Raw genomic sequence first — 23,122 nt, forward strand, 5'->3', positions numbered from 1 at the left:
TCCATGGATTTCGACCTCACGGACGAGCAGCGCCTGCTCAAGGACAGCGTCGACCGCCTGATCGCGGATGCCTATGGCGACTTCGAGAAGCGCAAGCGGCACCAATCCGGCCCCGGCGGTTACAGCCACGAACTCTGGAGCAACTTCGCCGAGCTGGGATTGCTGGCGCTTCCCTTCCCGGAGGAGGAGGGCGGCATCGGCGGCGGGCCGGTGGAAACTATGCTGGTGATGGAGGCGATCGGCCGCGGCCTCGTGGTGGAGCCCTATCTCGACACCGTGGTGCTGGGCGGCGGCTTCCTGCGCTGCGGCGGCACCGCGGCGATGCGCGCCGAGCTGATGCCGCAAATCGCCGATGGCACTCTCACGCTGGCCCTGGCGCAGCTTGAGCCGCATTCGCGCTACTGCCTGAACGATGTTGTCACCACGGCGCGGCGGGAGGGCGATGCCTTCGTGCTGAACGGCCGCAAGGTGGCGGTGCTGCACGGCGACAGCGCCGGGCGGCTGGTGGTCAGCACCCGCACCGCCGGCGCCCGCGCCGACCGGCATGGCATCACCCTGTTCCTGCTGGATGCGGCGGCCCCGGGCGTGACGCGCCGCGGCATGCCGACGCAGGACGGCCTTCGCGCCGCCGATATCCAGCTGGAGGAGGTCCGCGTCCCCGCCGCCGACATCCTGGGGGAGGTGGATCACGGCCTCGCCCTGCTGGAGCAGGTGGTGGACATCGCCCTGGCCGCGCTCTGCGCCGAGGCGGTGGGGGTGATGGAGGATCTGCAGCGCAGCACCGTGGACTACCTGAAGACCCGCCAGCAATTCGGCGTGCCGATCGGCTCCTTCCAGGCCCTGCAGCACCGCGCGGCGGACATGCTGGTGGCGGTGGAGCAGGCGCGCTCCATGGCGCTCTACGCCGCGATGATGGCGGAAGAGCCCGACCCGGCGCTGCGCCGCCCGGCGCTCTCGGCCGCCAAGGTGCAGATCAACCAGTCTGCCCGCAAGGTCGGGCAGGAAGCGGTGCAGCTGCAGGGCGGCATCGCCATGACCTTCGAATACAAGGCCGGCCACGCCTTCAAGCGGCTGGCCATGATCGAGAAGACCTTCGGCGACACCGACCACCACCTCAACGCGGTCAGCGAGGCGGACAGCCTGGTGGAAGCCGAGTGACGCAACCGCACCCGGAACACCGGGGCGGCAACAGGGAGGAACCAGTGATGACAGCAATGACCCAGTCGCGGCGCGGGCTGCTCGGCCTCGGTGGGGGGCTTGCCGCGGCGGCCCTGGCGCGGCCCGCCCTGGCGCAGGACCCGTTCCCTAGCAAGCCGCTGCGCATGCTCGTTCCCTGGGCGCCCGGCGGCTCCACCGACGTGCAGATGCGTGCCCTTTGCGAGGCGGCGTCGCGGCGGCTGCGGCAGCCGGTGGTGGTGGAAAACAAATCCGGTGCCGGCGGCATCCTGGGCGCCCAGGCCCTGGCGAGCGGCACCCGCCCGGACGGCTACACCCTGGCGCAGATGCCGGTCTCGGTGTTCCGCTATCCGCAAATGGTCGAGAAGCCGCCCTTCAACCCGATGGCCGACTTCACCTGGCTGCTGCAGCTGACCGGCTACCTGTTCGGGGTCGTGGTCAAGGCCGATGCCCCGTGGCGCAGCTTCGACGAGTTCCTGGCTTACGCAAAGGCCAATCCAGGCCGGGTGAGCTACGGCACGCCCGGGGCCGGCACGTCGCTGCACATCACTATGGAACAGATCTCCAAGCCGCGCGGCATCGAATGGACGCATGTTCCGTTCCGCGGCGTCGCGGAGAACATGCAGGCCCTGCTGGGCGGCCAGATCAGCGCTTCGGCGGATTCCAGCGCCTGGGCCGAACTGGTCCGCGACGGGCGGCTGCGGCTGCTCTGCACCTGGGGGGCGGAGCGCGCCAAGCGGTTCCAGGACGTGCCGACATTGCGGGACCTCGGCATCAACATCATCTCCGAATCCTCCTATGGCGTGGCCGGACCCGCCGGCATGGCGCCCGAGGTGGTGCGCGTGCTGCACGACGCCTTCCATGAGGCGCTATTGGACCCCGCGCATGTCGCGGTGCTGGAGCGCTACGACATGTCCGTCGCCTACCTGAACAGCGAGGATTACGCCGCGGCAGTCCGGCAGCAATACAAGCAGGATGGCGAGATGATCCAGCGCCTCGGCCTCAAGATGGGCTGAGCCGCCGGCGTTCCGGCGCCGCCTTCCGGGGCCAACACCCGGAGCAGCCATCCCGGGCGCCAGTCCGGCGTGGCGTGCTTCACCGTCGCCGGGCGGGAAGCAGCGCGGGGCGGCTCAGGGCTCCGGCGAACGCCGTGTCAAAGGACACGGCGCGCCGCCGGCCGGCGGTGTCACCCATTCGTTGGCGGCGTGACGCCGAGGCGCGCCAGACGGTGCGCCTGCGCCGCGTTGACGGCGCCATCCGGCAGATGCCCCTGCGCCAGCGCCGCCACCTGCCGCACCGTGTCCATGGCCTGATGCTCCGCCGCCTGCGGCGTCAGCCCGCCGATATGCGGCGTGGCGATCACATCCGGACGGCGGGCGAGGCGCGGGGACGGCATCTGGTCCGGCGCGGTGCCCACATCCATGGCCGCACCGCCCAGCTGGCCGGAATCCAGGGCGGCTTCCAGGGCACTCTCATCCACCACCTCGCCCCGCGCGAGGTTGATGAAGAAGCTGCCGCGTCGCATCGCGGCGAAGGCGCGCGCATCGAACAGCCCGGCCGTTTCGGGCGTCGACGCAGCCAGGCAGACCACGAAGTCGGCGTCCAGGGCGGTCGTGAAGCCGACGGCCTCCGCCACGCCGTCGGAAGGCGGCTGGTGCGGATCATACGCCACGACACCCATCCCGAGGGCGCGGGCCAGCCCGGTCAGCCGCTGCGCGATCCGGCCATAGCCAATCAGGCCGAGACGGGCCGAGGACACCTCGATCCCGGGACCGGCGGCCGGAACCTCGCCGCGGTGGTAAAGCGACGCCATGCGGGTGACGCCACGGGCCAGATCCAAAATCATGCCGAGGCCCAGCTCCGCGACCGAATTGACGAAGCCGGGCGTGGCGCGGGTGACCAGGATGCCTCGGGCCGAAGCGGCCGGCACATCCACCGTGCTGATGTCCACCGCGCAGCGCAGAAAGGCCACCAGCTCCGGGGCCGCGTCGAAGGTGGCGGCGCTTCCCGGGCTGCCGCGATAGGCGATGATGGCGTGGCATCCGGCTGCCGCCTCGGCCAGTTCCGCGTCGCGAAGGTCGCGCCCGGTGCGGTTGCGCACCACTTCGGCGTGCTGCCGCAGCGCCGACAGCGCCCGATCGCCGAAATAGGCGGGAAAGGTGGCCTCCGTGTGGGACAGGAAAACCTTCATGGGCTCGCACCTCCGCGAAAACGAACATCGATCCGGCCCGGGCACGCTGGGGTCCGCCCGCGCAACGCCGGTTCCTGCGGATGGCAGCCGGATCGTCTGCTGCCATGCCCCGGCGCCCCGCCGGGGTGCCGGCAGCCACTTCCCGCCGGTGAAACGGCACCGTGCGGTTCAGGGTTCAGGACGCGCCGACATGCTCCCCCGCCGCGCGTCCGGCGTAAAGCCGGTCCAGCAGGTCGCTCGCCGCCGCATCCACATGCGCGGCCGATCCGGTGAGCATCGCCCCGACCAGCCGGAGCCGGCCACCCTCTCGCCGCCGCCGCGTCACCGCGAAGCGGGCGCCGAGCCGGTGCTTGAGCTCGTCCGCCGCCATTTCCACCGCCGCCTCGTCTTCGCCGGACAGCGTGATCCTGATACCCCGTTCAACAGCCATCGCCGCACCCTTTCCTGGTCGCGGGGTCACTGTGTCCCGCCGGATCGGCCGGTGCCATCCGGGCAAAGCGGGGATTGCTGGGGATCGCGGGGATGATCCGGACGGCGCAGCCGGTGCAACAGGCGCTGCCAAACTCCGATGTCCGGGGAACATCCCGTGAACGCAGCCGGAGGAGCGACTTATCCCCAGATCATGGGGACAGAGCGGTGGATAGGTTTGAGGATGGATTGAGCAACGGCAGGGAATCGCGAGCAGATCCTCCAACCCAAGTCCGGCCACGGCACTGCCATCCTCCCATCGGCGGACGAAGCGGCCAACCGGCCAGCGAGGCGCCGCGGGCCAGGGGCTCCGCCCCGCAGGCTTCGACGCACAGAAGGCCGGAGCGCCACGGCGGTCGGCGCGGGCAAGCGGCAGGAACCGGTGTGCCCCGCCGCCGCCCAAGGCTTCAGGCGGCGGCATCCAGCACGCTGGAATGGAACAGGTCCTCGGGGGTGATCGCCGGCGCCGCCAGGCCGTCCGCCACGGCGAAGCGGATCATGGCGGCCACCTCCTCCCGATTGCGGCGGAAGCCATAGGGCCAGGGATCGCCGCCCATGATGCGGGTCTGCGCTTCCGCCTCGGCGGCGATCCAGGGCAACGAGGCGCGCAGCACGTTGACGAGGCGCAGCTCCTCCAGCGCCAGCCGGCGGGCCGCGGCGAAGGCGCGGAACAGTTCCAGCGGCAGCCAGGGATGCGCCGCGGCCAGTTCCTTGCGCAGGGCGATGCAGTGCATGATCGGAAAGAAGCCGGTGGCCCGGAAATACGCCTCCTCCTCCGACCGGTAATCGGGGTAGAGGCGCTGCACCGGCGCCGCCCCTGCCGCGAAGCAGGAAGGCGGGCGCGGGCTGACCACGGCGTCCAGCGCGCCCTCGGCCAGCAGGCCGTTCAGCGTTTCCCCCGCACCGATGGGCTGCACATCGAGGCCCGGCGGCAGGGACAGCGCCACGCGCTCGCCACTGCCGGGCTCCTCCATGCCGCCGGTCCGCCAGGCGATGCCAGCGGTGTCAACGCCGTAATGCTCGCGCAGAATGCCGCGCACCCAGAGCGCCGCCGTTTGCTGGTATTCCGGCAGGCCGATGCGCCGCCCGGCCAGGTCGGCCGCGCCCCGGATGCCGCGATCGGCGCGGACATAGATCGCGGAATGGCGGAAGGCGCGCGACGGAAACACCGGAACGCCGACATAAGGCGCGTCGCCGCGCGCCGTAGTGACGATGTGGCTGCCCATCGACAATTCGGTGATGTCGAAGGCGCGGTCGCGCAGCGCGCGGCGGAAGATGTCCTCCGGCTCACCGGGCAGCGCCATCAGGCTGACGCCGGGAATGGCGACGCGGCCATCCAGGATCGGCCGGGTGCGGTCGGACAGGGTGCAGGCGAGCGACAGGCGAAGAGGTTCGGGCAAGCGCCTACTCCATGGCAGCGGCGAGGGTGTCGGGCGTGAACGGCAGCTGGCGCGGCCGGAGGCCGAGCGCTGCGTGGATGCCGCCGGCGATGGCCGCGATGGTCGGGCCGAGCGAGGCTTCCCCGGCACCGAGCGGCGGCTCGTCCGGCCGCGGCAGCAGCCGCAGCTCAACCGCCGGCACCTCGGAGAAGCGCAGCACCGGATAGGCTTCCCAGCTGTCGCTGGTGACGCCCTGGCGATCGAAGCGCACGGCTTCCTTCAGGGCGATGGAGGTGGCCTGGATGGCGCCGCCTTCCAGCTGGTTGGCCGCGCCATCGGGATTGATGACCTCGCCCAGATCGGCGGCGATCCACAGCCGGCGGCAGCGCACCACCTCGGCGGCCTCGACCTCGGCGGCAACGGCGCACCAGGCGCCGCTGTTCTTGTAGCGCGCCACGGCGATGCCGGTGCCGGTGCCGTCGCCGGCCGGACGCCGCGGCCAGCCGCACAGCGCCGCCGCCTCCCGCAGCACCGCCTGCGCCCGCGCATCGTGCGCCAAGTGGCGCAGCCGGAAATCCACCGCATCCTGGCCGCTCGCCGCCGCCAGCTCCTCCATGACGGACTCGATGGCGAACACGTTCAGCAGGGCACCCAGCCCGCGCAAGGCCGAGCTGCGGAGCGGCATCTCGCGCAGCCGGTGCAGGGTGACGCGCAGGGCCGGCACCGCGTAGCCCGGCACCGCATTGCGCTGCGCGCCGCCGCCCCCTGCCAGCGGCGCATCGATAGCCACCGGCAGCGGAAAGGGCGGGTCCAGATGCGCGGCGGCGAGCAGCGTCGGATGCGCGGCGCGGCCCGGGCGGGAGGAATGGCCGTTGCCACGCAGTTCCGCATCCCAGCGGCACAGCCTACCATCGGCATCCACCGCCGCGTCGATGCGGATCAGCCCGGCGGGGGAGAGCGGCCCCCAGCCCAGCTCCTCGGCCCGGCTCCACACGACACGCACCGGGCGGCCGGGATGGGCGCGAGCGGCGAGCGCCGCATCCAGCGCCACGTCGTCGGCACCGTTGTGGCCGTAGCAGCCGGCCCCCTCGACGTGATGCAGCACGATCCGCTCCGGCGACAGGCCCAGGGTCAGCGCGAGGTCGGCGCGAAGGTTGTAGATGCCCTGGCTGTGGGTCCAGACCTCCAGCGCCTCCTCCTGCCACAGCGCCACGGCGCAGCACGTTCCGATCGAGGCGTGCGTCAGGAAAGGGCGGGTGAAGCAGGCGGATAGCTGGTGGGCGGCCGGCGCCGCGGGCTCCTGCCGCTCGGCCACCACGCTCGCCTCGGCCGGGGCGGCGTCGAGCCAGCCGCGGAGATCGGTCCCCTCCGGCAGGCTGTCCCGCACTGCCCAGCGGATGCGGCGGGCCAGCAGCGCGGCGGCGGCCTCGGCCGCCCATTCGTCGGCGGCCACCACGCACAGGAAGTTGCCGTGGCGCACCGGCACGGCATCGCCCGGCAGGGCGGCACCTGGCAGTTCCAGCAAGGTGGCATCGCGCCCCGGCGGGCGCACCGCGCGGGCGTGCAGCAGGCCCGGCCAGCGGAGGTCGTGCAGAAAGCGGGCGCGGCCGAACAGCTTGTCGGGCAGGTCGAGGCGTGGCGCGGATCGGCCTGCCACCTGCCGGCCGGCCCTGGGCTTCGGCGCCACGTCGCCGCGCGCTTCCATCTCCAGCGGCACCGCCTCTGCCTGGGCCCAGTAGGAGCCGATCTCAATGCCGCCGGGGCCGAGGAAGCGGCCATCCTGCACCACGAATTGCTCCGGCCGCAGCCCGGCACGGCCGGCGGCGGCGGCGAGATGCAGGGCACGGGCCTCGGCGCAGGCGTGCCGGATCGCGATGCCGCTTTCCTGCACCGACAGGCTGCCGGAGGTGACGCCCTCATTCGGGCTGCCCGGGGTGGAGGCGGCCGCCACCCGGACCCGGCCGGGCGCGACATCCAGCTCGTCGGCGGCGATCTGGGCCAGCGCCGTCAGGATGCCCTGGCCGATCTCCACCTTGCCCGGCATCACCGTCACATGGCCCTCGGCGGAGAAGCGCAGCCAGCGCGACAGGAGCGGCTCGGCCCGCAGGCTGCCGGGCAGCGCGGGCGCATTGCCCGCGGCGCCGGCATGAAAGGCCAGGTTCACGCCCGCATCGCCCGCGCCGCCCGCAGCACGGCGCGCAGCATGCGGTTCTGTGCGCCGCAGCGGCACAGATGCGGCTCCAGCGCGGCGCGCACCGCCGCCTCGTCCGGGTCGGGCTCGCGGCGCAGCAGCGCCTCGGCGCTGACCAGGATGCCGGAAAGGCACCAGCCGCACTGCCCGGCCTGCTCGTCCAGGAAGGCTTGCTGCAGGGGATGCGGCGCCTCCGGCGTGCCCAGGCCCTCCACCGTGCCCACGTCACGCCCTTGCGCCGCGTCCAGCGGCAGGGTGCAGGACGGGCGGGGATCGCCATCCAGAGTCACCATGCAGCAGCCGCAGGCTTCGGCGCCGCAGCCGAACCGCGGGCCGCTCAGCGCCAGCGGCCCGCGCAGGGCCTGCAGCAGGGTCATGCCCTCCGGCGCCTCCAGCGCAACCGGCGCGCCGTTCAGGGTGAAGGCCACCGCCATTCAGTTCACCTCGATGCGCGCCATCTGGACGTAGCGGCGCTGCGTCTCGATGTCCCGCCGCAGAAACGCCTCGAACTCGGCAGGTGTCATCGGCATCGGTTGCGCCCCCTGCTTCGCCAAGTTGTCCCGCGTCGCGGGGCGGGACAACCACTCGGTGGTGGCCCGATTCAGCCGCTCCACCACCGTCGCCGGCGTTCGGGCCGGCACCATCAGCCCGAGCCAGATCGACGCCTCGTAGCCCTCGAGTCCCGCCTCGGCGACGGTGGGCAGTTCCGGCAGCAGGGGATCGCGCCGCGGTCCGGTGGTGGCCAGCGCGCGGGCCCGGTCGCCGGCGACGTGCGGCTGCATGGTCGGGATCGCATCGAACATCATCGGCACCGTGCCGGAGATCAGCGCCGTGCGCGCCTCGCCGGAGGAGCGGAACGGCACGTGCTGGATCTCGATGCCGGCCATGGCACGGAACACCTCGCCGGCGATGTGGTAGGGGGTGCCGGGGCCCGACGAGGCGTAGTTGATGCGCCCCGGCGCCGCCTTGGCCGCCGCCACCAGCTCCGCGACGCTGTTGACGCCGAGCGAGGGATGCACCGCCAGCACGTGGTGCGCGATGTTGACCGGCGCCGCGGCGGCCAGGTCCCGCATCAGCACGTAGGGCCGGTTCGGCAGCAGCGTCTCATTCGCCGTGTGGGTGTTGGACATCATCAGCAGGGTATGGCCGTCCGGTGCGGACTTGGCCGCCGCCTCGGTGCCGATCGAGGCGCCGGCGCCGGGCCGGTTCTCCACCACGAAGGGCTGGCCGAGATCCTGCGAGAAGGCTTCCGCCAGGTTGCGCGCCGCCAGGTCGGCGGAACCGCCGGCGCCGAACGGCACGATGATGCGCACCGGGCGCGACGGCCAGGTCGCCTCCTGCGCCAGGGCCGGAAGGGGAAGGGTGGCGGCGGCCAGCAGGCCGAGGCCGCGCCGCGTGATCACCGGGCTCATGGGCTGCATCGCCTCCGTTAATCGACCTTGCCGATCCGCTGCACGGCCCGCACCAGACGGGCCGTGTCGTCGCGGAAGAACCGTTGGAATTCCTCGCCATCTTGGTAGGCGACGGGGCTGCCGGCGGCGTCGAGCGCGCGCCTCAGCGCCTCGTCCCCGGCGCAGACTTGCCGCAACGCCTCTCGCCAGCGCTCCTGGATGGCAGCGGGGGTCGCCGCCGGCAGGAACACCCCCGACCAGATGTAGAACTCCACATCCGGGTGCCCCTGCTCGATGAAGGTGGGCACCGTCTCGAAGCCGGGAATGCGCTCCCGCCCCCAGCAGCCCAGCGCCCGCAGCCGGCCTTCCCGCACATGCGGCAGCGCCGGGCCGGGACCGGAGGCGAGCGAATCCAGCGTGCCGGACAGCAGCCCGGTCAGCGCCGGGCCACCGCCCTGAAATGGCACGTGCAGCAGGTCGATTCCAGCCGAGCCGGTCAGCATCGCCATGGCCACGTGCAAGGTGGAATAATTGCCGGCAGAGCCGAAGGTGATGGCGCCCGGCCGCCGCTTCGCATCGGCGATGAACTCCTCCAGCGTGCGCCACGGGGCACCGGTCGGCACCACCAGCACGGTGGGGTCGGCGGTGATCCGCGCGACCGGCGCCAACTGGTCCACCGTGTAGGCCGGCGCGCGGCCCATGATGCGCTCGCTTTCCGGCAGCACGCCGAGCGAGGACAGGGCCATCAGCGCGGTGTAGCCGTCGGGCGCCGCGCGGGCGACGCTGGCGCTGCCCAGGATGCCGCCCGCGCCGGGCCGGTTGACCACCGGCACCGCCTGTCCGAACACCCGCTCCAGCGCCGCCGCCGTCGGGCGGGCGGCGACATCTGCCTGTCCGCCCGGTGGGAAGGCGACGATCATCTGCGCCGCGCGGCTCGGCCAGCGCTCCTGTGCCTTGTTGTCCTGCGCATGGGCCGCGAACGGCAGCATCCCCGTGGCGCCCAGCGCCGCGACCAGCCCTCGACGAGGCAGCACTTAACATCCTCCCGCGGGCGATTGGTCCGCCCGACCTTTCTGGACTTTCCGCGGTGCGGGGTGCGATCTGCTCGCCGCGCCTCCGTTCCGCTCCCTGTGTGACGTCGCGCCGGCCCGCCGGGGGCCGCCGCGCCGGTTCAGCCGGCCGGCTGCCGCCGCAACGTGTTACGGATGCGGCCGATGCCCTCGATGGCGCATTCCACCACGTCGCCGTCGCGCAGGAAGCGCGGCGGCTTGAAGCCGATGCCGACGCCTTCCGGCGTGCCCGTGGCGATGACGTCGCCCGGCAGCAGCGCCATGCTGCGCGAGATCGTCTCGATCAGCGTCGGCACATCGAAGATCAGGTCGGCGGTGGAGGCATCCTGCCGCTTCTCGCCGTTCACCGTGCAAGACACCCGCATGCTGGCCGGATCCAGCTCATCGGCGGTGACGATCCAGGGGCCCATGGGGCAGAAGCCGTCGATGCCCTTGCCCAGCAGCCACTGCTTGTGGGTGCCCTGCAGATCGCGCGCCGTGACGTCGTTGACCACGGTGTAGCCGAACACATGCGCCATGGCATCCGCGCGGGCGATGTTCCGCCCGCCGCGCCCGATCACCACCGCCAGTTCCGCCTCGTAATCGACGCCTTCGTCCAGGCCGGGCCAGAGCGGGATGTCATCCCACGGCCCGCTGATCGCGGTGAACGGCTTGCTGAAGATGATCGGCGCCTGGGGGATCGCGTCGGCCGCACCGGTCGAGGACGAATCATAGCCGCTGCCGGCGAACTCCCGCGCGTGGGCGTAATAGTTCTTGCCGACGCAGAAGATGTTGCGCGGCGGCCTGGGCAGGGGCGCGAGCAACATGGCCTCCTCCAGCCTGTCCCCATCGCCGGAAGGCTCCGGCAGTTGGGCACCGCGCGACAGAGCGTCGATCAGTGCCGTCATGTCCTCCGGAAGCTCCGGCGCCAGCGTCGCCAAAGGCCAGAAGCGCTGTCCCGCCGCATCCACCCGTGCCAGGCGGGGCATGCCGCCGATGCTGACCATTGCCAGGCGCATTCCGCACTCCCTATACCAAATTTTACCTTGAACTGAACCAATTGGCGAGTATGGTCCACGGAATGGTTGATCCAGTCAATGCCCAAGATCGCTCCGGATCCCGCACGCCCAGCGGCGCCGCAGGCCTGTTGCAAGCCTTGCACCGCGATCTGCAGGACGGCCGCTGGCGGCACGGGGAGAAGCTGCCGACCGAGCGCGAACTGGGCGCGCGGCACGGCGTGGCGCGCAACACGGTGCGCCGCGCCCTGGATACGCTGGAGCAGCAGGGATTGATCCAGCGGCAGGTCGGCCGCGGTACCTTCCGCACGGCACCGCCCGCTCCGGCACCGTCGGAGGAGGAGGCGCTCAGCCCGGCCGACGTGGTGGAATGCCGCCTGATCCTGGAGCCCGACATGATCGCCCTGGCGGTGGCCCGCGCCGCCGCCGCCGATCTGGCACGGCTGGAGGAATGCCTGCGCGGCACCGATGCGGCGGCCGACCTGCCCACCTTCGAGCATTGGGACGCGGCATTGCACGACGCCCTGGCGCTGGCCACGCATAACCGTGCGGTGATCGCCATGAGCCGCTCCCTGGCGCGGGTGCGGGAACGGACGGATTGGGGGCAGTTGAAGGCGCGCGGCAACACGCCCGAACGCCGCGCCACGCTGCAGGCGCAGCACCACGCCATGGTGGAGGCGGTGCGACGGCGCGACCAGGATGCCGCACGCTCCACCATGCGCGCGCATATTCGCTTCGTGCAGACCTACATGTTCGGCGAATAACGCTTGCTCAGGCGGGCGGCGCGTTCACCACCGGCACCAGGCTTTCCAGCAGCTCCGGCATCTCGGCCACCGGCACGGGAAGGCGCGCCACCTCCAGGGTGATGCGATCCAGCAGCCGTCCGGATCGGGTGTAGAGCGTCAGGTGGAAATGCTCGCCTTCGGCCCGCGGCAGGCAGACCACGGCCTCGCCCGGCGCTTCCTGCTGCGCCATCTCGATGAAGTCGCGGATCTCCGGCCAGGCGCCGCTCTGGCCCTCGGCTTCTTCCAGGAACTCGGCGATCTCCGCCTCCACCTCGGAGAACGGCACCAGCGCCAGCGGAACGCAGCCGCCATGCGCCTGGAAGGCGGCGCTCTGCCACCGCTCGAACGCCGCATCCTGCGCGGCGTCCTCGGGGGTGGGAGCGTCATCGGGGGATGCCTCGGGCAGGCCGTTCAGCGCCAGCTCCTCCCATTGCGGCACGGTCCAGTCCAGCTGGACGCCGGCGAGCACCGCGAAATCTTCCTCCGGCGGCGCACCGCTCTCGACCGGCGCCAATAGCGCCGGGCTGCGGCCGTCGGCCAGGTCCAGCAGCACCTGCCGCAGCGCGCCCGGTGTCAGGGCGGCGATGGCGTCCTGCCGGTACCAGCCCGGCAGCAGGCGCAGTTCCAGCCCTTCCGGCAGGGCGCCGGAGGCCAGCAGCGACTGTTCCAGCGCCGTGGCGTCCGGCAGCGGCCCGGGCGGCAGGGCCACCGGCAGCGCGACCAGGGAGGCCCAGCCGGACGGCCCCGCCGCCGCGGTCTCCGCCAGGGCGAGCAGGTCCTGCATCAGGTCCTGCGCCGCCTCCTCGCCATGGCGCTGCGCCACCTTGCGCACCGCCTGCTCCAGGACCCCGTCGCGCCCGGCGGCGATCAGCGTTTCGGCAAAGGCGTCGAAGGCGGCGCCATCATCGCCGGCGAACAACCGCACCAGCCGGTCTGCCGGGGTGCCCGCCGCCTTGTCCGCCAATGGCCGCGGCAGCGCCGTTGCATCCAGCCCCAGCAGCCGAAGGGCTGCCTCGCCCCGCAGGACCTGCGTTCTGTCGCGCCAGGCCAGGCGGCGTTCCGCCTCATCGGGCTGGTCCGTCATCCAGCGGCGAAAGGCGGCGCGGTCGGCACGCTGCACCAGCACCACCACACCCTGGCGCAGCAGCTCCGACGCCACGGCGCGGTTGATCGCCCGCGTCGCCTCCAGCGTGACACCGCCGGGGCGCATCAGGTCGAGGGTCTCGGCATCCGGGAAATGGGTCAGCAGCACGACCCGCAGGTCGGGCGCCAGCTCCTCGACGAGGCGAGCGGCCTGACGAACGGCCTCGGCGGGATTCTCGTTGTCGGGCGCCATGTCCGGCCTCCGGGATTGCCAGGAAAGGCGGCAGCCCTACCGCAGCCGCGGCCACCGCGCCATGCCGCAACCACCCTTCCAGGCGGAAACCGCGCTCCAGCGACGGGCACCCCGCAACCGCAGGTCCACCCGGAAAACCGGCCCTGCCGCCAGGGCATTGCGTGCTTCGCCGCGCAGCGTCAGAGCGCAAACGGAGCGCTCAGCCCATCGGCGCCTGGATGGAAGGGGACCGACGGCCCGGCATGGCCGATGGCCATGCCGGGTTGGAGCTGCGCCGTGACGCTGAAGCTGGCCGCGGCATGGCGGCCGGGCGGGCTGCCGCATCCTGCTTTGCCGCCCGCAACTTCGCCCTTGCATGCGGCGCGATCTCGGCACAGATCGGGCAGATGGTTGTTATAGCCCGCTGCATCCCGGGTCCGCGCCGCAGGGTGGTGGGCCGATGAGCGACCCGGTCCAGGGCACGCGCCCCGCCCCGGTGATCAGCCTGAGCCGCCTGCGGGACGACAAGCTCTGGGCGGTGGTCGCCGTGATCGGTCGGCGGCGACGCGTCGCCGAGATCTTCCCCAGCCGTGCTGCCGCCGAAGCGGATCGCAGCTGGCGAGAACAGCAGGTCTCCGCCTATGCGGGGTTTCTCCGCAGTTCCAGCCTGCCGATGCCGAGCTACAGCGTCGCGGCAATCCGCCGTGCCGACCTGCCGCGCAGTTGGCGGCCGCTGCCGGCCCTGGGCTTCCTGCGCGGCCAGTTCATCTGACCAGCGGCTCCCCGGCTGTTGGGCCGGCACCCGTTGCCTTGACCCTTCCGCCGATCGGCCGGCATAAGGACGCAGCGACGGTTCCCCCTTCCCGGGGATGAAAAGGGAACGCGGTGCGAAGCCGCGGCTGCCCCCGCAACTGTGAGCGGCGAGTGCCATCCCGTTCTTGGCCACTGGTGCTCTGGCATCGGGAAGGCAGGGCTGGCGCGATGACCCGTGAGCCAGGAGACCTGCCGCCGCGCGTGGTCATGCGCGAACACACCGGGCGGGGTGCCCCGGCTGTGGCAGGATGGCCGCGCCGCCCTGGCGCAGCCGCACCGCCGCGTTCGTGGTGACGGATTGCTGTGCCACGAGGATCTCCATGGCGACCGTGTCGCGTCGTGTTCTGCTGGCGGCTGCCGCCGCCGGCCTGCTTCCCGCGCCATCCCGCGCCGCGCCGCTTCGCCTGGAAGGGCTCGACGGGCGCGGCGCCGTGCTGCACCAACCTGCCCGCCGGATCGTGCTCGGCTTCTATTTCGAGGAATTCCTGGCGGTGGGCGGAACCGCCGCGCTGCCGCGCGTGGTCGGCCTCTCGCGCGGCGCGTGGAAAGACTGGCGACCGGCGCATTGGGCCGAATACGTCAAGGTGTTGCCCAGGCTGGCGGAGCTGCCGGATGTGGGCGAGGTCGAGCTCGGCACGTTCTCGGCCGAAAAGGCCATCGCCCTGCGGCCGGATGTGGCGATCCTCGGCACCTGGCAGGTGCAGGGGCTCGGCACCACGGTGGACCGGCTCGCCGCCGCGGGCATTCCGGTGCTGGCGATCGACTACCACGCCGAGGAACCGGCGCGGCACTTGGCCAGCACCCGCCTGCTCGGCCAGATCCTGGGCGAGGAAGCACGGGCGGCGCGGCTGGCCGCGGAGTATGAGGCCGCCATCGCCGCGGTGCGCTCCCGCCTGGCAGAGGTCCGGCCGCCGCGCATCTACATCGAGCTGGGAAGCAAGGGACCGGCCGAGCAGGGGCCGAGCTACGGCCCGCACATGTGGGGCGCCCTCGCCGCGCTCGCCGGCGGCGACAATATCGGGCTCGGCGTGATCAACAGCTGGGGCCCCATGGCGGCGGAGATGGTGCTGGCGCGGCGTCCGGAGGTGATCGTGATCGCCGGATCGGAATGGCGCCAGCATGCCAGCGGGCAGCTGATGGGGCAGGGGGTTTCCGCCGACGAGGCGCGGGCCCGGCTGCGAGGCTTCCTGCAGCGTCCCGGCTGGGCGGGCCTGCCGGCGGTGCGGGACGGGCGCGTGCATGCGGTCTACCAGGGCGCCTCGCGGACGCTGGCCGATGCCGCGTCGGTGCAATACCTGGCCAAGGCGCTGCATCCGGACCTGTTCGCGGATCTGGACCCCGAAGCTTATTACCTGGACTGGCATGAGCGCTGGCTGCCGGTGCGGCCGCGGGGCAGCTTCATGCTCGGGCTCCGCTGAGATGTCGGGCGCCATCGCAGCGGCCATGGCGGCGCACCGGCGGCGCGAGCGCCGCCGCTTGGGCATGCTGGGCGCCGTTGCGCTGGCACTGGCCTTGTCGCTGGTGCTGGACTTGGCCTCCGGTCCGGCGCTGCTGCCGCCGGTCGAGGTGCTGCGGTCGCTGCTCGGCGATCCGGCGGCCGATGAAACCGTGTCGATCATTCTGTGGTCGCTGCGCCTGCCCATGGCGCTGATGGCGCTCACGGTCGGCGTGGCGCTGGGCGTCAGCGGCGCCACGGTGCAGACGCTGCTGGATAACCCGCTGGCCAGCCCCTACACGCTGGGTCTGGCGGCGGCGGCCGGCTTCGGCGCCGCGCTGGCGCTGCAGCAGGGCGGCTGGGGGCTGCCGCCGGTGTTGGCAGTGCCCGGCGCCGCCTTTCTGTTCACCAGCCTGGCCTGTGCCGTGGTGCTGGGCGTCGGCCGCCTGCGCGGCATGGCGGCCAACACCGTGGTGCTGGCCGGCATCGCCCTGTTGTTCCTGTTCCACTCGCTGCAATCCCTGATGCAATTCCGGGCCACGCCGGAGGTCGGCCAGCAGATCGTGTTCTGGCTGCTGGGCAGCCTGGACCGCGCCACCTGGCAGAATCTGGGCATCACTGCCGCGGTCACGGCCGTGTCGCTGCCGCTGCTGATGCGGCATTGCTGGGCGTTGACGGCGCTGCGCCTCGGCGAGGCACGGGCGCGGGCGCTGGGCCTGCCCGTCGCCGCGCTGCGCCTGGGCGCGGTGCTGCTGGTGTCGCTGATGACGGCCACGGCGATCGCGTTTGTCGGCACCATCGGCTTCATCGGCCTGGTGGCGCCGCACCTGGCGCGGCTGTGCATCGGCGAGGACCAGCGCTTCCTGTTGCCGATGTCGGGTCTGATGGGCGCGCTGATGCTGTCCAGCGCCTCGGTGTTGTCCAAGGTGATCCTGCCGGGCGCGCTGGTGCCGGTGGGGGTGGTGACGGCCGTGCTCGGCGTGCCGTTCTTCTTCTGGCTGATCCTGGCCCGCCGGCTGCCCGGCTGATGCTACGTGCGGAATCGCTGACCCTGCGCCAGGGCAGCCAGGTGATCAGCCGATCGCTGTCGCTCGACTTCGCCCGCGGCGGCATCACGGCGCTGGTCGGGCCGAACGGGGCCGGCAAGACCACCCTGCTGCGGGCCTTGCAAGGTGGGCACCGACCCAGCGGCGGCCGCATCACTTTGGACGGCCTAGCGCTGACCGATGCCGGGCGCCGCCGGTGGCAGGCGCGCATCGGCTACATGCCGCAGGAAAGCCGCGCCAGCGATGGTGTCACGGTGCTGGAGGCGGTGCTGCTCGGCCGGGCCGGCACGCTGGCGTTTCATCTGCCCGATGCCGAGCTGCGCGCGGCTGCGACGCTGTTGCAGGAATTCGGCCTGTTGGAACTGGCGGGCCGGAGCCTGGCCACGCTGAGCGGCGGGCAGCGGCAATTGGTGTTCTTCGCGCAATGCCTGGCGCGCGAGCCCGAGGTGATGCTGCTGGACGAGCCGGTGAGCGCGCTGGACCTGCGCCACCAGCAGACGCTGATGCGCGCGCTGCGCCGGCTGACCGATGCGCGGCAACTGATCAGCGTGGTGGTGTTGCACGACCTCAACCTCGCCGCCCGCTACGCCGACCGCATCGCGGTGCTGGCCGAAGGCCGGCTTCGGGCGATCGGTCCCCCGCGGGAGGCGTTGTCGGCGCCGCTGCTGTCCGAGATCTACGGCGTCACGGTGCGGGTGCTGCGCGATGCCGACAACATGCCGCTGGTGCAGTCGCTGGTCTGAACGCCGGACGTGCCGATGCGGCGGCCCCGCTCAAGGGGCGCCCCGCGTCATGCGCAGGAACACCAGGCTGCAACCCAGCAGAACCAGTGCCAGAAAGGCGATGGCGGCACCCGATCCCCCGGCCGAGCCGACGGCGCCGGACGCCGCCTGCAGCATCGCGGCGCCGAGAAAGAACGACAGGTTCACGGCGGACAACGCCTTGCCGGCATCCTCCGGCGGCACGGCCGCGCGGGTCATCGCGAACAACAGCGGCTGGATCGAGATCGCCAGTCCGAAGGCGAACAGAAGCGCCATGTCCGCCGATGTCGGCAGCATCGACCGGCCGAACAGCTGCGACAGCCACCCGCCCGGCCCGCCGCCCGCCAGCAGCAGCAGAAATAGCGCGGCCAAGCCGTGCCCCGCCGCCAGCAGCCCCCGCCGGTGCCCGAGCCGCCGGTCCAGCAGGCCGGCCAACAGGGGACCGGCGATCAGGGCCAGCGTCGCCACCAGCATCAGCGCGCCGGCATCGATCCGCGACAGCCCCTTGACCTCCATCAGCCAGGGACCGCCCCACAATCCCCGCACCCCGATCACCACCGCGAAGGAGGCGAAGGCGAGCAGCACCACGGGGCGCAGCCTGCTTCGCGCGCCAATGCGCAGCACCTGGGCGGCCTCGCTGAGGAAGCGCGGCCGCGGCCCGAAATCGATCCGAGGTTGCGGCGGCTGCACCAGCCTGGCCACCAGGGCCGCCACGGCAACGGCCATCACCGCGGTGGCCCAGAAGCCGGCCCGCCACCCATGGTGCTCCACCAGCCAGGCCAGCGGGCTGGCGGACAGCAGCATGCCGACATTGCCCACGCCCTGGATCAGCCCGGACCACAGGCCGAACCGCGCGGGGCTGAGCAGCTTGGCCGCCAGCGTCATCGGGCAGAGCAGCATGCCGCAGCAGCCCAGCCCGAGCACGATCTGCGCCATCAGGAACCCTGCCGCGCCGCCGGTCAGCGCCGCCAGGACGCCGCCGAGGCTGACGGTGGCCAGCAGAACAAGGGCCACCGGGCGGACGCCGAAGCGGTCGAGCGCGACGCCCAGCGGGATCTGCCCGGCGGCAAAGGCGAAGTGGTAGGCGCCGGTCAGGCCCGCCAGCTCCTCCGTGCTTACCGCCAAGTCGCGCGACAGCACGTCGGCCGAGATGGCCGGCAGCGTGCGCACCATGTTGGAGATCATGTGGCCGAAGGCGAGCGCCAGCAGCGGGGCGACGAAGGCGGAGGATCCTTCACGCGTGGTCATGGGCAGTGTGGTCCGTTTCAATCCCTTGCCCCCGGTTTGCCCCGGCACGGCCGAGATGGCTAGCCTCCGGCACGCGCGCCATTCCCCGGATTCAGGCGGGCCTCCGCAGTCCTGGGCCTGCCGCCGGGGCGCCCGCCAGCCGCTTCAGCATCGCTGCCCATGGCTCCGGCTCAGCCGCGGCCGCCCGGTGGCCGGCATGCGGTGCCTCGGTAAGGGTTTGCTGGTTTTTTCCGCCTAACAGGTCGCGTTCCACCGGCGGCCCGCCGCAAGCCTGCCTGCTTGCCGCGGGAGCCGCCGATGACCGGAGCTGCATGCCGATGGCGACCGCCGTCCCGCCCGTGACTGCCACCCTGGACCGGCTGAACCTGGGCCCGGGCGGGGTGCAGGCGGATGCCGGGGTGCAGGGCTTCGCGGTATCGGCGGACGGCACCCGCCTGGTGCTGCTCAGCGCCGCCGGCAACCTGGTGGCCGGCGACGGCAACGACGCCGCCGACCTGTTCATCCTCGGCACCGGCGGCAGCGGCGGCTTCACCCGCGCGGTCACCGCCTTCGAGGATCTTGGCCAGGGCTGGAGCGCCGCCCTGGCCGGCTCCGCCGCGCAGCTCTCCGCCGACGGCCGCTCCCTCGCCTTTCTCGGCAGCCAGCTCACCGCCTCGGGCCCTGCCTATGACGTGTTCGTCAAGGACCTCACCACCGGCACCGTCCAGCGCGCCGGCATCGACGCCAGCGGGCTGACCGTGCCGGCCTGGACCTTGTCGGCCGATGGCCGCAAGCTGGCCTTTGTCAGCACCGCCAGCACCCTGGTGCCCGGCAGCACCCCCGGCGGCGCCCAGATCTTCATTCGCGACCTCGCCACCAGCGCCGTCACCCTGGTCAGCCGCGACGCTGCCGGCCATCCGCTGGCCGGCCCCTATGCCGAGCTGGCGCTGTCGCGGGACGGCACCCAGCTCGCCTTCACCAGCAGTGACCCGGCCCTGACCGGCTCCACCAGCGGCATTGCCCAGCTTTTTGTCAGAAACCTCCTTACCGGCAGCGTCATCCTGGCCAGCGCTGATGCCCGGGGCAACGCCGCCAGCGCCGCGTCCAGCCTCGCGGTGTTCTCCCCCGACGGCAGCCAGATCGCCTTTGTCAGTGCGCCGCCAACCTGTCCGCCGCCACGCAGGCCAGCGGCACCCTGCCGCCGCAGCTCTGGGTCAAGAACCTGCTCACCGGCAGCCTGATGCTGGCCAGCAGCAACAGCGGCGGCAGCCCCGGCTCCGGCCTCTCCGGCCGCGCCGCCTTTTCCAGCGATGGGAGCCAGGTCGCCTTCGCCAGCACCGCCGCCAATCTGGTCACCGGCGACAGCAACAACGCCGCCGACATCTTCCTCAAGACCCTGGCCACCGGCGAAGTCCGGCTGGTCAGCAGCAGCGTCACCAGCCCCGCCAACAACAACTCCGGCAGCCCCGCCTTTCTTGCCGACAACAGCGTCGCCTTTCTCAGCAACGCCACAAACCTCATCCCCAACGACACCAACAATGCTACCGACCTCCTCCGCGCCAGCCTGCCGCCCGGTGCGCAGACAGCGAGGCTATCCATCGCGGCCCTGCTGGCGGACCGGGCCGAGGGCCAGGCGGGCGGCACGCCCTTCAGCTTCACCGTCACCCGCACCGGCGAGCTATCAGGAAGCCACAGCGTCGGCTGGTCTGTCGCCGGCAGCGGCACCCACCCCGCCACGGCCGCCGATTTCGCGAACGGCATCCTGCCCTCCGGCACGGTCAGCTTCGCCGCCGGTGAAACCAGCAAAACCATCACCGTCACCGTCGCCGGTGATGCCATTGTCGAGGCGGATGAAGGCTTCACCGTCACGCTCGCCTCCCCCGGCAATGGCGCGGTGCTGGGCACTGCCAGCGCCGGCGCCATCATCCGCAACGACGACCCCCAGTTGCTCGAAACCGTCGCCGGCACCAGCGGCGCCGACATGCTGGTTCATCGTCCCGGCAGCCACATCTATGATGGCGGCGCCGGCCTCGACGTCCTCGACATGGGGGTCGCAGGCCGGTTTGGACTGGTGGTGGCTCTGCTGCCGGATGGCAGCACCGCCATCACCTCCGGCAGCGGCACGGATGTGCTGCGATCCGTCGAGGAACTGCGCTTCACCGATGGCCGTCTGGTCTTCGACGCCTCCGACCCTGCGGCGCAGGTTGTCCGGCTGTACCAGGCGGCGCTCGGACGCGGAGCCGACCAGCTCGGGCTGAATTTCTGGATCGACCAGATCCACCATGGCCGGCCCCTCTCGGCGCTGGCGGAAGGGTTCATCAACAGCGATGAATTCGTCCATCGCTATGGCGCCGGGTTGAACACCGCGGATTTCGTGGAGGCCTTGTACAACAACGCGCTCGGGCGCGCCTCGGACGCAGCAGGCAAGGCCCATTGGGTCAGGCTGCTCGACACACAGGTTCTGACCCGGGCCGAAGCCCTGGCGGGCTTCTCGGAAAGTGCCGAGAACCGCTTGCAGACCGCACATCTGGTTCAGCAGGGGATCTGGGACCTGTCGGAGAACGCCGCCTTTGTTGCCCGCCTGTACGACACGACCTTGGGGCGGTTGCCGGATGTGGCGGGGCTGCATGGCTGGCGGCAGCAGCTCGACCACGGGATGCTGTCCTACGCCCAGATGGCGGATGGCTTCACCGAGAGTGCGGAGTTCGCCGCCCGATACGGGTCTGGCACCAGCACCATGGATTTCGTTGAACTGCTGTACAACAATGCGCTGCACCGTTCCTCCGATCCTTTGGGCAAGGACCACTGGTCCGCCTTGATCGACGGCCATGCCATGACCCGCGCGGAGGCCGTGCTGGGCTTCTCGGAAAGCGCCGAGCACATCGCCCTGACCGCGCCGCGGATCATGAGCGACGATCCCGGTCAGTTCGGCATCAACTTCGCCTGAATTCTCCTGGACATCCGCGGAAGCGGGCGCGATGCCCGGCGAAGTGGCGGCAAGGCGGATCAACCATGGGCCGTTCCGCGCTCATGGGCGCGGCCGCCGTGCGGGCAACCGCCTCGGGCAGCGCGACGACCGCACCGCCCGAGGATAGCATCAATGCACCTCAGCCTGCAGGCGAAGCTGGATGCTGGTCGGGTAGAAGGCCTGTCTCAGCGCCCCGGTATACTGGCGGGCTGCTGACCAGCGCAGGTGGATGGCGTCGAAGAAGGCGGACCGGCCGACGACGCCGGCCGCGTCGCCATGGCGCTGCTGGTCTTTGCCGCCACGCTGCGGATCGGAATGTCGACGCAGCGCGCCACCACGGCCGTCGCAGTGGCACTGGCCCTGGCCCTGGTGGGCGCGGTGCGCGCCGCCGATGTGGCGCGGTACTGGCGCGTTCGGAACAGGATGTCACGATGCTGCGCCGGATGATGGATCGCCTACCGTCAACAGCCATGTCCTGCCGCAGCAGCACGATCCGTCAAAGGAAGCGATCCGTCAGGCGACGCTCGTCCGCTACCTGTTCGATGAACAGCCGCCTTTCACCGAGGGCATGGCTCAGGCGGTGATCTGGCGATGAGGCAGTATCGGTGCTCATGACGCGTGGAGAGGCGGGAGCGGACAATCCGGCGAGGGGAATGGGAACAACATCATCACGCCGTGCCCGGCGCCGGTGGAGTGTATGATGAACCTCGGCCCGGAAGCCCCTGGACAGCGGTTAGCCAGCTTTGCTGGCAGCCAGTGCCAGCGAGGCGGCGTCATGGTGGCGCTTGCGGATTGGGACGCATCGTTCCTGGTTCGGCCGCCGCAGAAAGCCTCCAGGAGCGTCCCTGCCCCACGCCGAGTGGCACTTCCACCTCGGCAACCCTTTCCGGCGATCAGTTTCGGCCTTGGCCTGAGGCCAAGGCTTGCCTGGAGAAGTTGCCACTGTTCACACTCGCACCGCGCCTCTCTGCTTGTCCTGCCGTCCAGACTGTGATCGACAGGATGCGGGGCGAGGGTGGCTGTCTCGTGGGACGGACGCCACGGCCTCACCCGCCTCGCCCATGGAGGAGCTGCCATGCCTGATCAGACCAGCGAGACAGACGGGGGTCCGGCCCCTGCCTCCGGGATCACGCCGACCGAGGCCGACATCGGCCGCATCGTGCTCTACCGCACCTGGCCCGAGGGAGATCTGGAACGAGGCGTCATCACCGGCCTCGACGCGGCTCAGGTGCTCGTGCGCTTCGGAGATGACGAGCACAGCCAAGCGGTTCCACCGACGATGCTGAGGTGGGCGGACGCCGAGCCGTGATGCAGCCACAGCGGCTCGGCCTCGGCCTGTAGCGCGACTGTCTGCCCTTCCGGGTCAGTCCGCCGGCATGGCGGGCGGATTCAGCGCCGGTTCGTTCCGCTCCGCCGGTGACGCCGCAGGGCAGTTGCTCGGCCGGATCGTCAGGACGGCCTTCAGGGTTGAAGCGCGGACCGGCGCTCGGCCTGCCCGATTGCCTCCAGGCAGCCGGAGGCGTTCCCCTGCTGGTCGAGCGTCCGCGCCTGGTTCAGCGTCGCCCTGGCCTCCGCGAAGGCGGTCCCGCCTCCGCCTGCCTCGGCGGCCTGGCGCGTGGCCTGCGCCTCCTGCGCCGGCTTCTGAAAGGGGATCGTGGGCTCGTTGCGGCTGCCGGGCTGGGAAGCCTGTCCCTCCCGCGCCGCCGCCACCGCCTGACCGCCGGACGAGGTGGCGGCCGCACGGGCTGTGCCTTCTTCCAGGCGCCGTTCCAGGGCAGCGATCCGATCCCCGCAAGGCGAGGCCAGGGCGGGAAGCGCAGGCAGCGCAGCGCAGAGAACGCCTGCCGCGGCGATGATGAAACGAGAAGCCATCATGGCTGATCTCCGGCTGCCATGCGCGATCACAGCGAC

General features: G+C 71.6%; 22 protein-coding genes and 1 riboswitch. Of the genes, 11 read left to right on the forward strand and 11 right to left on the reverse strand.

All coding sequences use genetic code 11. The annotated features are described in order from the left end of the window. The first annotated feature begins 3 nt into the window (after nt 1-3). Entirely contained in the window at nt 4-1,158 is a 1,155-nt protein-coding gene (locus D2K64_RS02650) for an acyl-CoA dehydrogenase family protein (RefSeq protein ID WP_120006355.1), read from the forward strand. Nucleotides 1,159-1,205: 47 nt separating this feature from the next. Continuing rightward, nucleotides 1,206-2,192 (forward strand): tripartite tricarboxylate transporter substrate binding protein, encoded by a 987-nt coding sequence (locus D2K64_RS02655; protein WP_120006357.1) that lies wholly within the window; start codon nt 1,206-1,208, stop codon nt 2,190-2,192. 170 nt (nt 2,193-2,362) lie between these two features. Here D2K64_RS02655 and D2K64_RS02660 read toward each other — a convergent pair whose 3' ends face one another. From D2K64_RS02660 to D2K64_RS02695, 8 genes are all read right to left on the reverse strand, one after another. Further along, a complete protein-coding gene (locus D2K64_RS02660; protein WP_120006359.1) occupies nt 2,363-3,367 on the reverse strand; it encodes an NAD(P)-dependent oxidoreductase in 1,005 nt (334 codons plus the stop codon). A gap of 175 nt (nt 3,368-3,542) precedes the next feature. Further along, nucleotides 3,543-3,797, reverse strand: coding sequence for a hypothetical protein (locus tag D2K64_RS02665; RefSeq protein ID WP_120006361.1), 255 nt, complete (start codon nt 3,795-3,797; stop codon nt 3,543-3,545). Between the two features lie 445 nt (nt 3,798-4,242). Beyond that, the gene (locus D2K64_RS02670; protein ID WP_120006363.1) at nt 4,243-5,235 is read right to left on the reverse strand and encodes a substrate-binding domain-containing protein; all 993 of its coding nucleotides are present in this window, start codon (nt 5,233-5,235) and stop codon (nt 4,243-4,245) included. Between the two features lie 4 nt (nt 5,236-5,239). Next, nucleotides 5,240-7,378, reverse strand: a complete 2,139-nt coding sequence (locus D2K64_RS02675) for a molybdopterin cofactor-binding domain-containing protein (RefSeq protein ID WP_202910437.1) — start codon at nt 7,376-7,378, stop codon at nt 5,240-5,242. After that, nucleotides 7,375-7,839, reverse strand: a complete 465-nt coding sequence (locus D2K64_RS02680; protein WP_120006365.1) for a (2Fe-2S)-binding protein — start codon at nt 7,837-7,839, stop codon at nt 7,375-7,377. Before D2K64_RS02680 ends, D2K64_RS02675 begins: the two co-directional genes overlap by 4 nt. Beyond that, nucleotides 7,840-8,817: a Bug family tripartite tricarboxylate transporter substrate binding protein gene (locus D2K64_RS02685; RefSeq protein ID WP_120006795.1), complete on the reverse strand. Its 978-nt coding sequence runs from the start codon at nt 8,815-8,817 to the stop codon at nt 7,840-7,842. It abuts the gene before it with no gap. 17 nt (nt 8,818-8,834) lie between these two features. Then, on the reverse strand, nt 8,835-9,830 hold the full coding sequence (locus tag D2K64_RS02690) for a tripartite tricarboxylate transporter substrate binding protein (RefSeq protein WP_238383964.1): 996 nt from the start codon (nt 9,828-9,830) through the stop codon (nt 8,835-8,837). A gap of 137 nt (nt 9,831-9,967) precedes the next feature. Then, nucleotides 9,968-10,864: a fumarylacetoacetate hydrolase family protein gene (locus D2K64_RS02695; RefSeq protein ID WP_120006367.1), complete on the reverse strand. Its 897-nt coding sequence runs from the start codon at nt 10,862-10,864 to the stop codon at nt 9,968-9,970. A gap of 137 nt (nt 10,865-11,001) precedes the next feature. On the opposite strand from D2K64_RS02695, the gene D2K64_RS02700 reads away from it, so the two are divergent. After that, nucleotides 11,002-11,625, forward strand: a complete 624-nt coding sequence (locus D2K64_RS02700; protein ID WP_238383965.1) for a FadR/GntR family transcriptional regulator — start codon at nt 11,002-11,004, stop codon at nt 11,623-11,625. 7 nt (nt 11,626-11,632) lie between these two features. On the opposite strand, the gene D2K64_RS02705 is transcribed toward D2K64_RS02700, so the two are convergent. Continuing rightward, nucleotides 11,633-12,982, reverse strand: a complete 1,350-nt coding sequence (locus D2K64_RS02705) for a hypothetical protein (RefSeq protein ID WP_120006371.1) — start codon at nt 12,980-12,982, stop codon at nt 11,633-11,635. A 439-nt stretch (nt 12,983-13,421) separates the two neighbouring features. On the opposite strand from D2K64_RS02705, the gene D2K64_RS02715 reads away from it, so the two are divergent. The 4 genes from D2K64_RS02715 (at nt 13,422) to D2K64_RS02730 (ending at nt 16,998) form a co-directional block, all read left to right on the forward strand. Then, nucleotides 13,422-13,733 carry a hypothetical protein gene (locus tag D2K64_RS02715; protein WP_120006375.1) on the forward strand — a complete coding sequence of 104 codons (312 nt, stop codon included), beginning with the start codon at nt 13,422-13,424 and terminating at the stop codon, nt 13,731-13,733. Between the two features lie 61 nt (nt 13,734-13,794). Then, a riboswitch (cobalamin riboswitch) is annotated at nt 13,795-13,985 on the forward strand. A 37-nt stretch (nt 13,986-14,022) separates the two neighbouring features. Beyond that, nucleotides 14,023-15,192, forward strand: a complete 1,170-nt coding sequence (locus D2K64_RS02720) for an ABC transporter substrate-binding protein (RefSeq protein WP_202910439.1) — start codon at nt 14,023-14,025, stop codon at nt 15,190-15,192. Nucleotide 15,193: 1 nt separating this feature from the next. Next, complete coding sequence (locus tag D2K64_RS02725) at nt 15,194-16,237, forward strand: FecCD family ABC transporter permease (protein WP_202910441.1); 1,044 nt, start codon at nt 15,194-15,196, stop codon at nt 16,235-16,237. Then, on the forward strand, nt 16,237-16,998 hold the full coding sequence (locus tag D2K64_RS02730) for an ABC transporter ATP-binding protein (protein ID WP_120006377.1): 762 nt from the start codon (nt 16,237-16,239) through the stop codon (nt 16,996-16,998). Before D2K64_RS02725 ends, D2K64_RS02730 begins: the two co-directional genes overlap by 1 nt. 30 nt (nt 16,999-17,028) lie before the next feature. Here the strand turns inward: D2K64_RS02730 and D2K64_RS02735 are convergent, their stop codons facing one another. Next, a complete protein-coding gene (locus tag D2K64_RS02735) occupies nt 17,029-18,264 on the reverse strand; it encodes an MFS transporter (protein WP_120006379.1) in 1,236 nt (411 codons plus the stop codon). Nucleotides 18,265-18,581: 317 nt separating this feature from the next. Between D2K64_RS02735 and D2K64_RS02740 the strand changes: the two genes are divergently transcribed. From D2K64_RS02740 to D2K64_RS02755, 4 genes are all read left to right on the forward strand, one after another. After that, complete coding sequence (locus tag D2K64_RS02740) at nt 18,582-19,484, forward strand: TolB family protein (protein ID WP_120006381.1); 903 nt, start codon at nt 18,582-18,584, stop codon at nt 19,482-19,484. Further along, complete coding sequence (locus D2K64_RS02745) at nt 19,484-21,190, forward strand: DUF4214 domain-containing protein (RefSeq protein ID WP_120006384.1); 1,707 nt, start codon at nt 19,484-19,486, stop codon at nt 21,188-21,190. Before D2K64_RS02740 ends, D2K64_RS02745 begins: the two co-directional genes overlap by 1 nt. A 246-nt stretch (nt 21,191-21,436) precedes the next feature. Further along, nucleotides 21,437-21,658, forward strand: coding sequence for a hypothetical protein (locus D2K64_RS02750; RefSeq protein WP_120006386.1), 222 nt, complete (start codon nt 21,437-21,439; stop codon nt 21,656-21,658). A gap of 628 nt (nt 21,659-22,286) precedes the next feature. Further along, nucleotides 22,287-22,520 carry a hypothetical protein gene (locus D2K64_RS02755; RefSeq protein ID WP_120006389.1) on the forward strand — a complete coding sequence of 78 codons (234 nt, stop codon included), beginning with the start codon at nt 22,287-22,289 and terminating at the stop codon, nt 22,518-22,520. Between the two features lie 152 nt (nt 22,521-22,672). On the opposite strand, the gene D2K64_RS02760 is transcribed toward D2K64_RS02755, so the two are convergent. Next, nucleotides 22,673-23,086 (reverse strand): hypothetical protein, encoded by a 414-nt coding sequence (locus D2K64_RS02760; protein WP_120006391.1) that lies wholly within the window; start codon nt 23,084-23,086, stop codon nt 22,673-22,675. Nucleotides 23,087-23,122: the final 36 nt, after the last annotated feature.

Source organism: Teichococcus vastitatis (assembly GCF_003604215.1).
GTDB lineage: Bacteria > Pseudomonadota > Alphaproteobacteria > Acetobacterales > Acetobacteraceae > Pseudoroseomonas > Pseudoroseomonas vastitatis.

Coding starts and splice junctions, on each gene's coding strand:
- D2K64_RS02740 (WP_120006381.1), top strand. CDS start 18,582: ATGGCGACCGCCGTCCCGCCCGTGACTGCCACCCTGGACCGGCTGAAC.
- D2K64_RS02680 (WP_120006365.1), bottom strand. CDS start 7,839: ATGGCGGTGGCCTTCACCCTGAACGGCGCGCCGGTTGCGCTGGAGGCG.
- D2K64_RS02715 (WP_120006375.1), top strand. CDS start 13,422: ATGAGCGACCCGGTCCAGGGCACGCGCCCCGCCCCGGTGATCAGCCTG.
- D2K64_RS02745 (WP_120006384.1), top strand. CDS start 19,484: ATGCTGGCCAGCAGCAACAGCGGCGGCAGCCCCGGCTCCGGCCTCTCC.
- D2K64_RS02650 (WP_120006355.1), top strand. CDS start 4: ATGGATTTCGACCTCACGGACGAGCAGCGCCTGCTCAAGGACAGCGTC.
- D2K64_RS02720 (WP_202910439.1), top strand. CDS start 14,023: ATGGCCGCGCCGCCCTGGCGCAGCCGCACCGCCGCGTTCGTGGTGACG.
- D2K64_RS02695 (WP_120006367.1), bottom strand. CDS start 10,864: ATGCGCCTGGCAATGGTCAGCATCGGCGGCATGCCCCGCCTGGCACGG.
- D2K64_RS02730 (WP_120006377.1), top strand. CDS start 16,237: ATGCTACGTGCGGAATCGCTGACCCTGCGCCAGGGCAGCCAGGTGATC.
- D2K64_RS02665 (WP_120006361.1), bottom strand. CDS start 3,797: ATGGCTGTTGAACGGGGTATCAGGATCACGCTGTCCGGCGAAGACGAG.
- D2K64_RS02660 (WP_120006359.1), bottom strand. CDS start 3,367: ATGAAGGTTTTCCTGTCCCACACGGAGGCCACCTTTCCCGCCTATTTC.
- D2K64_RS02705 (WP_120006371.1), bottom strand. CDS start 12,982: ATGGCGCCCGACAACGAGAATCCCGCCGAGGCCGTTCGTCAGGCCGCT.
- D2K64_RS02755 (WP_120006389.1), top strand. CDS start 22,287: ATGCCTGATCAGACCAGCGAGACAGACGGGGGTCCGGCCCCTGCCTCC.
- D2K64_RS02655 (WP_120006357.1), top strand. CDS start 1,206: ATGACAGCAATGACCCAGTCGCGGCGCGGGCTGCTCGGCCTCGGTGGG.
- D2K64_RS02725 (WP_202910441.1), top strand. CDS start 15,194: ATGTCGGGCGCCATCGCAGCGGCCATGGCGGCGCACCGGCGGCGCGAG.
- D2K64_RS02685 (WP_120006795.1), bottom strand. CDS start 8,817: ATGAGCCCGGTGATCACGCGGCGCGGCCTCGGCCTGCTGGCCGCCGCC.
- D2K64_RS02760 (WP_120006391.1), bottom strand. CDS start 23,086: ATGATGGCTTCTCGTTTCATCATCGCCGCGGCAGGCGTTCTCTGCGCT.
- D2K64_RS02735 (WP_120006379.1), bottom strand. CDS start 18,264: ATGACCACGCGTGAAGGATCCTCCGCCTTCGTCGCCCCGCTGCTGGCG.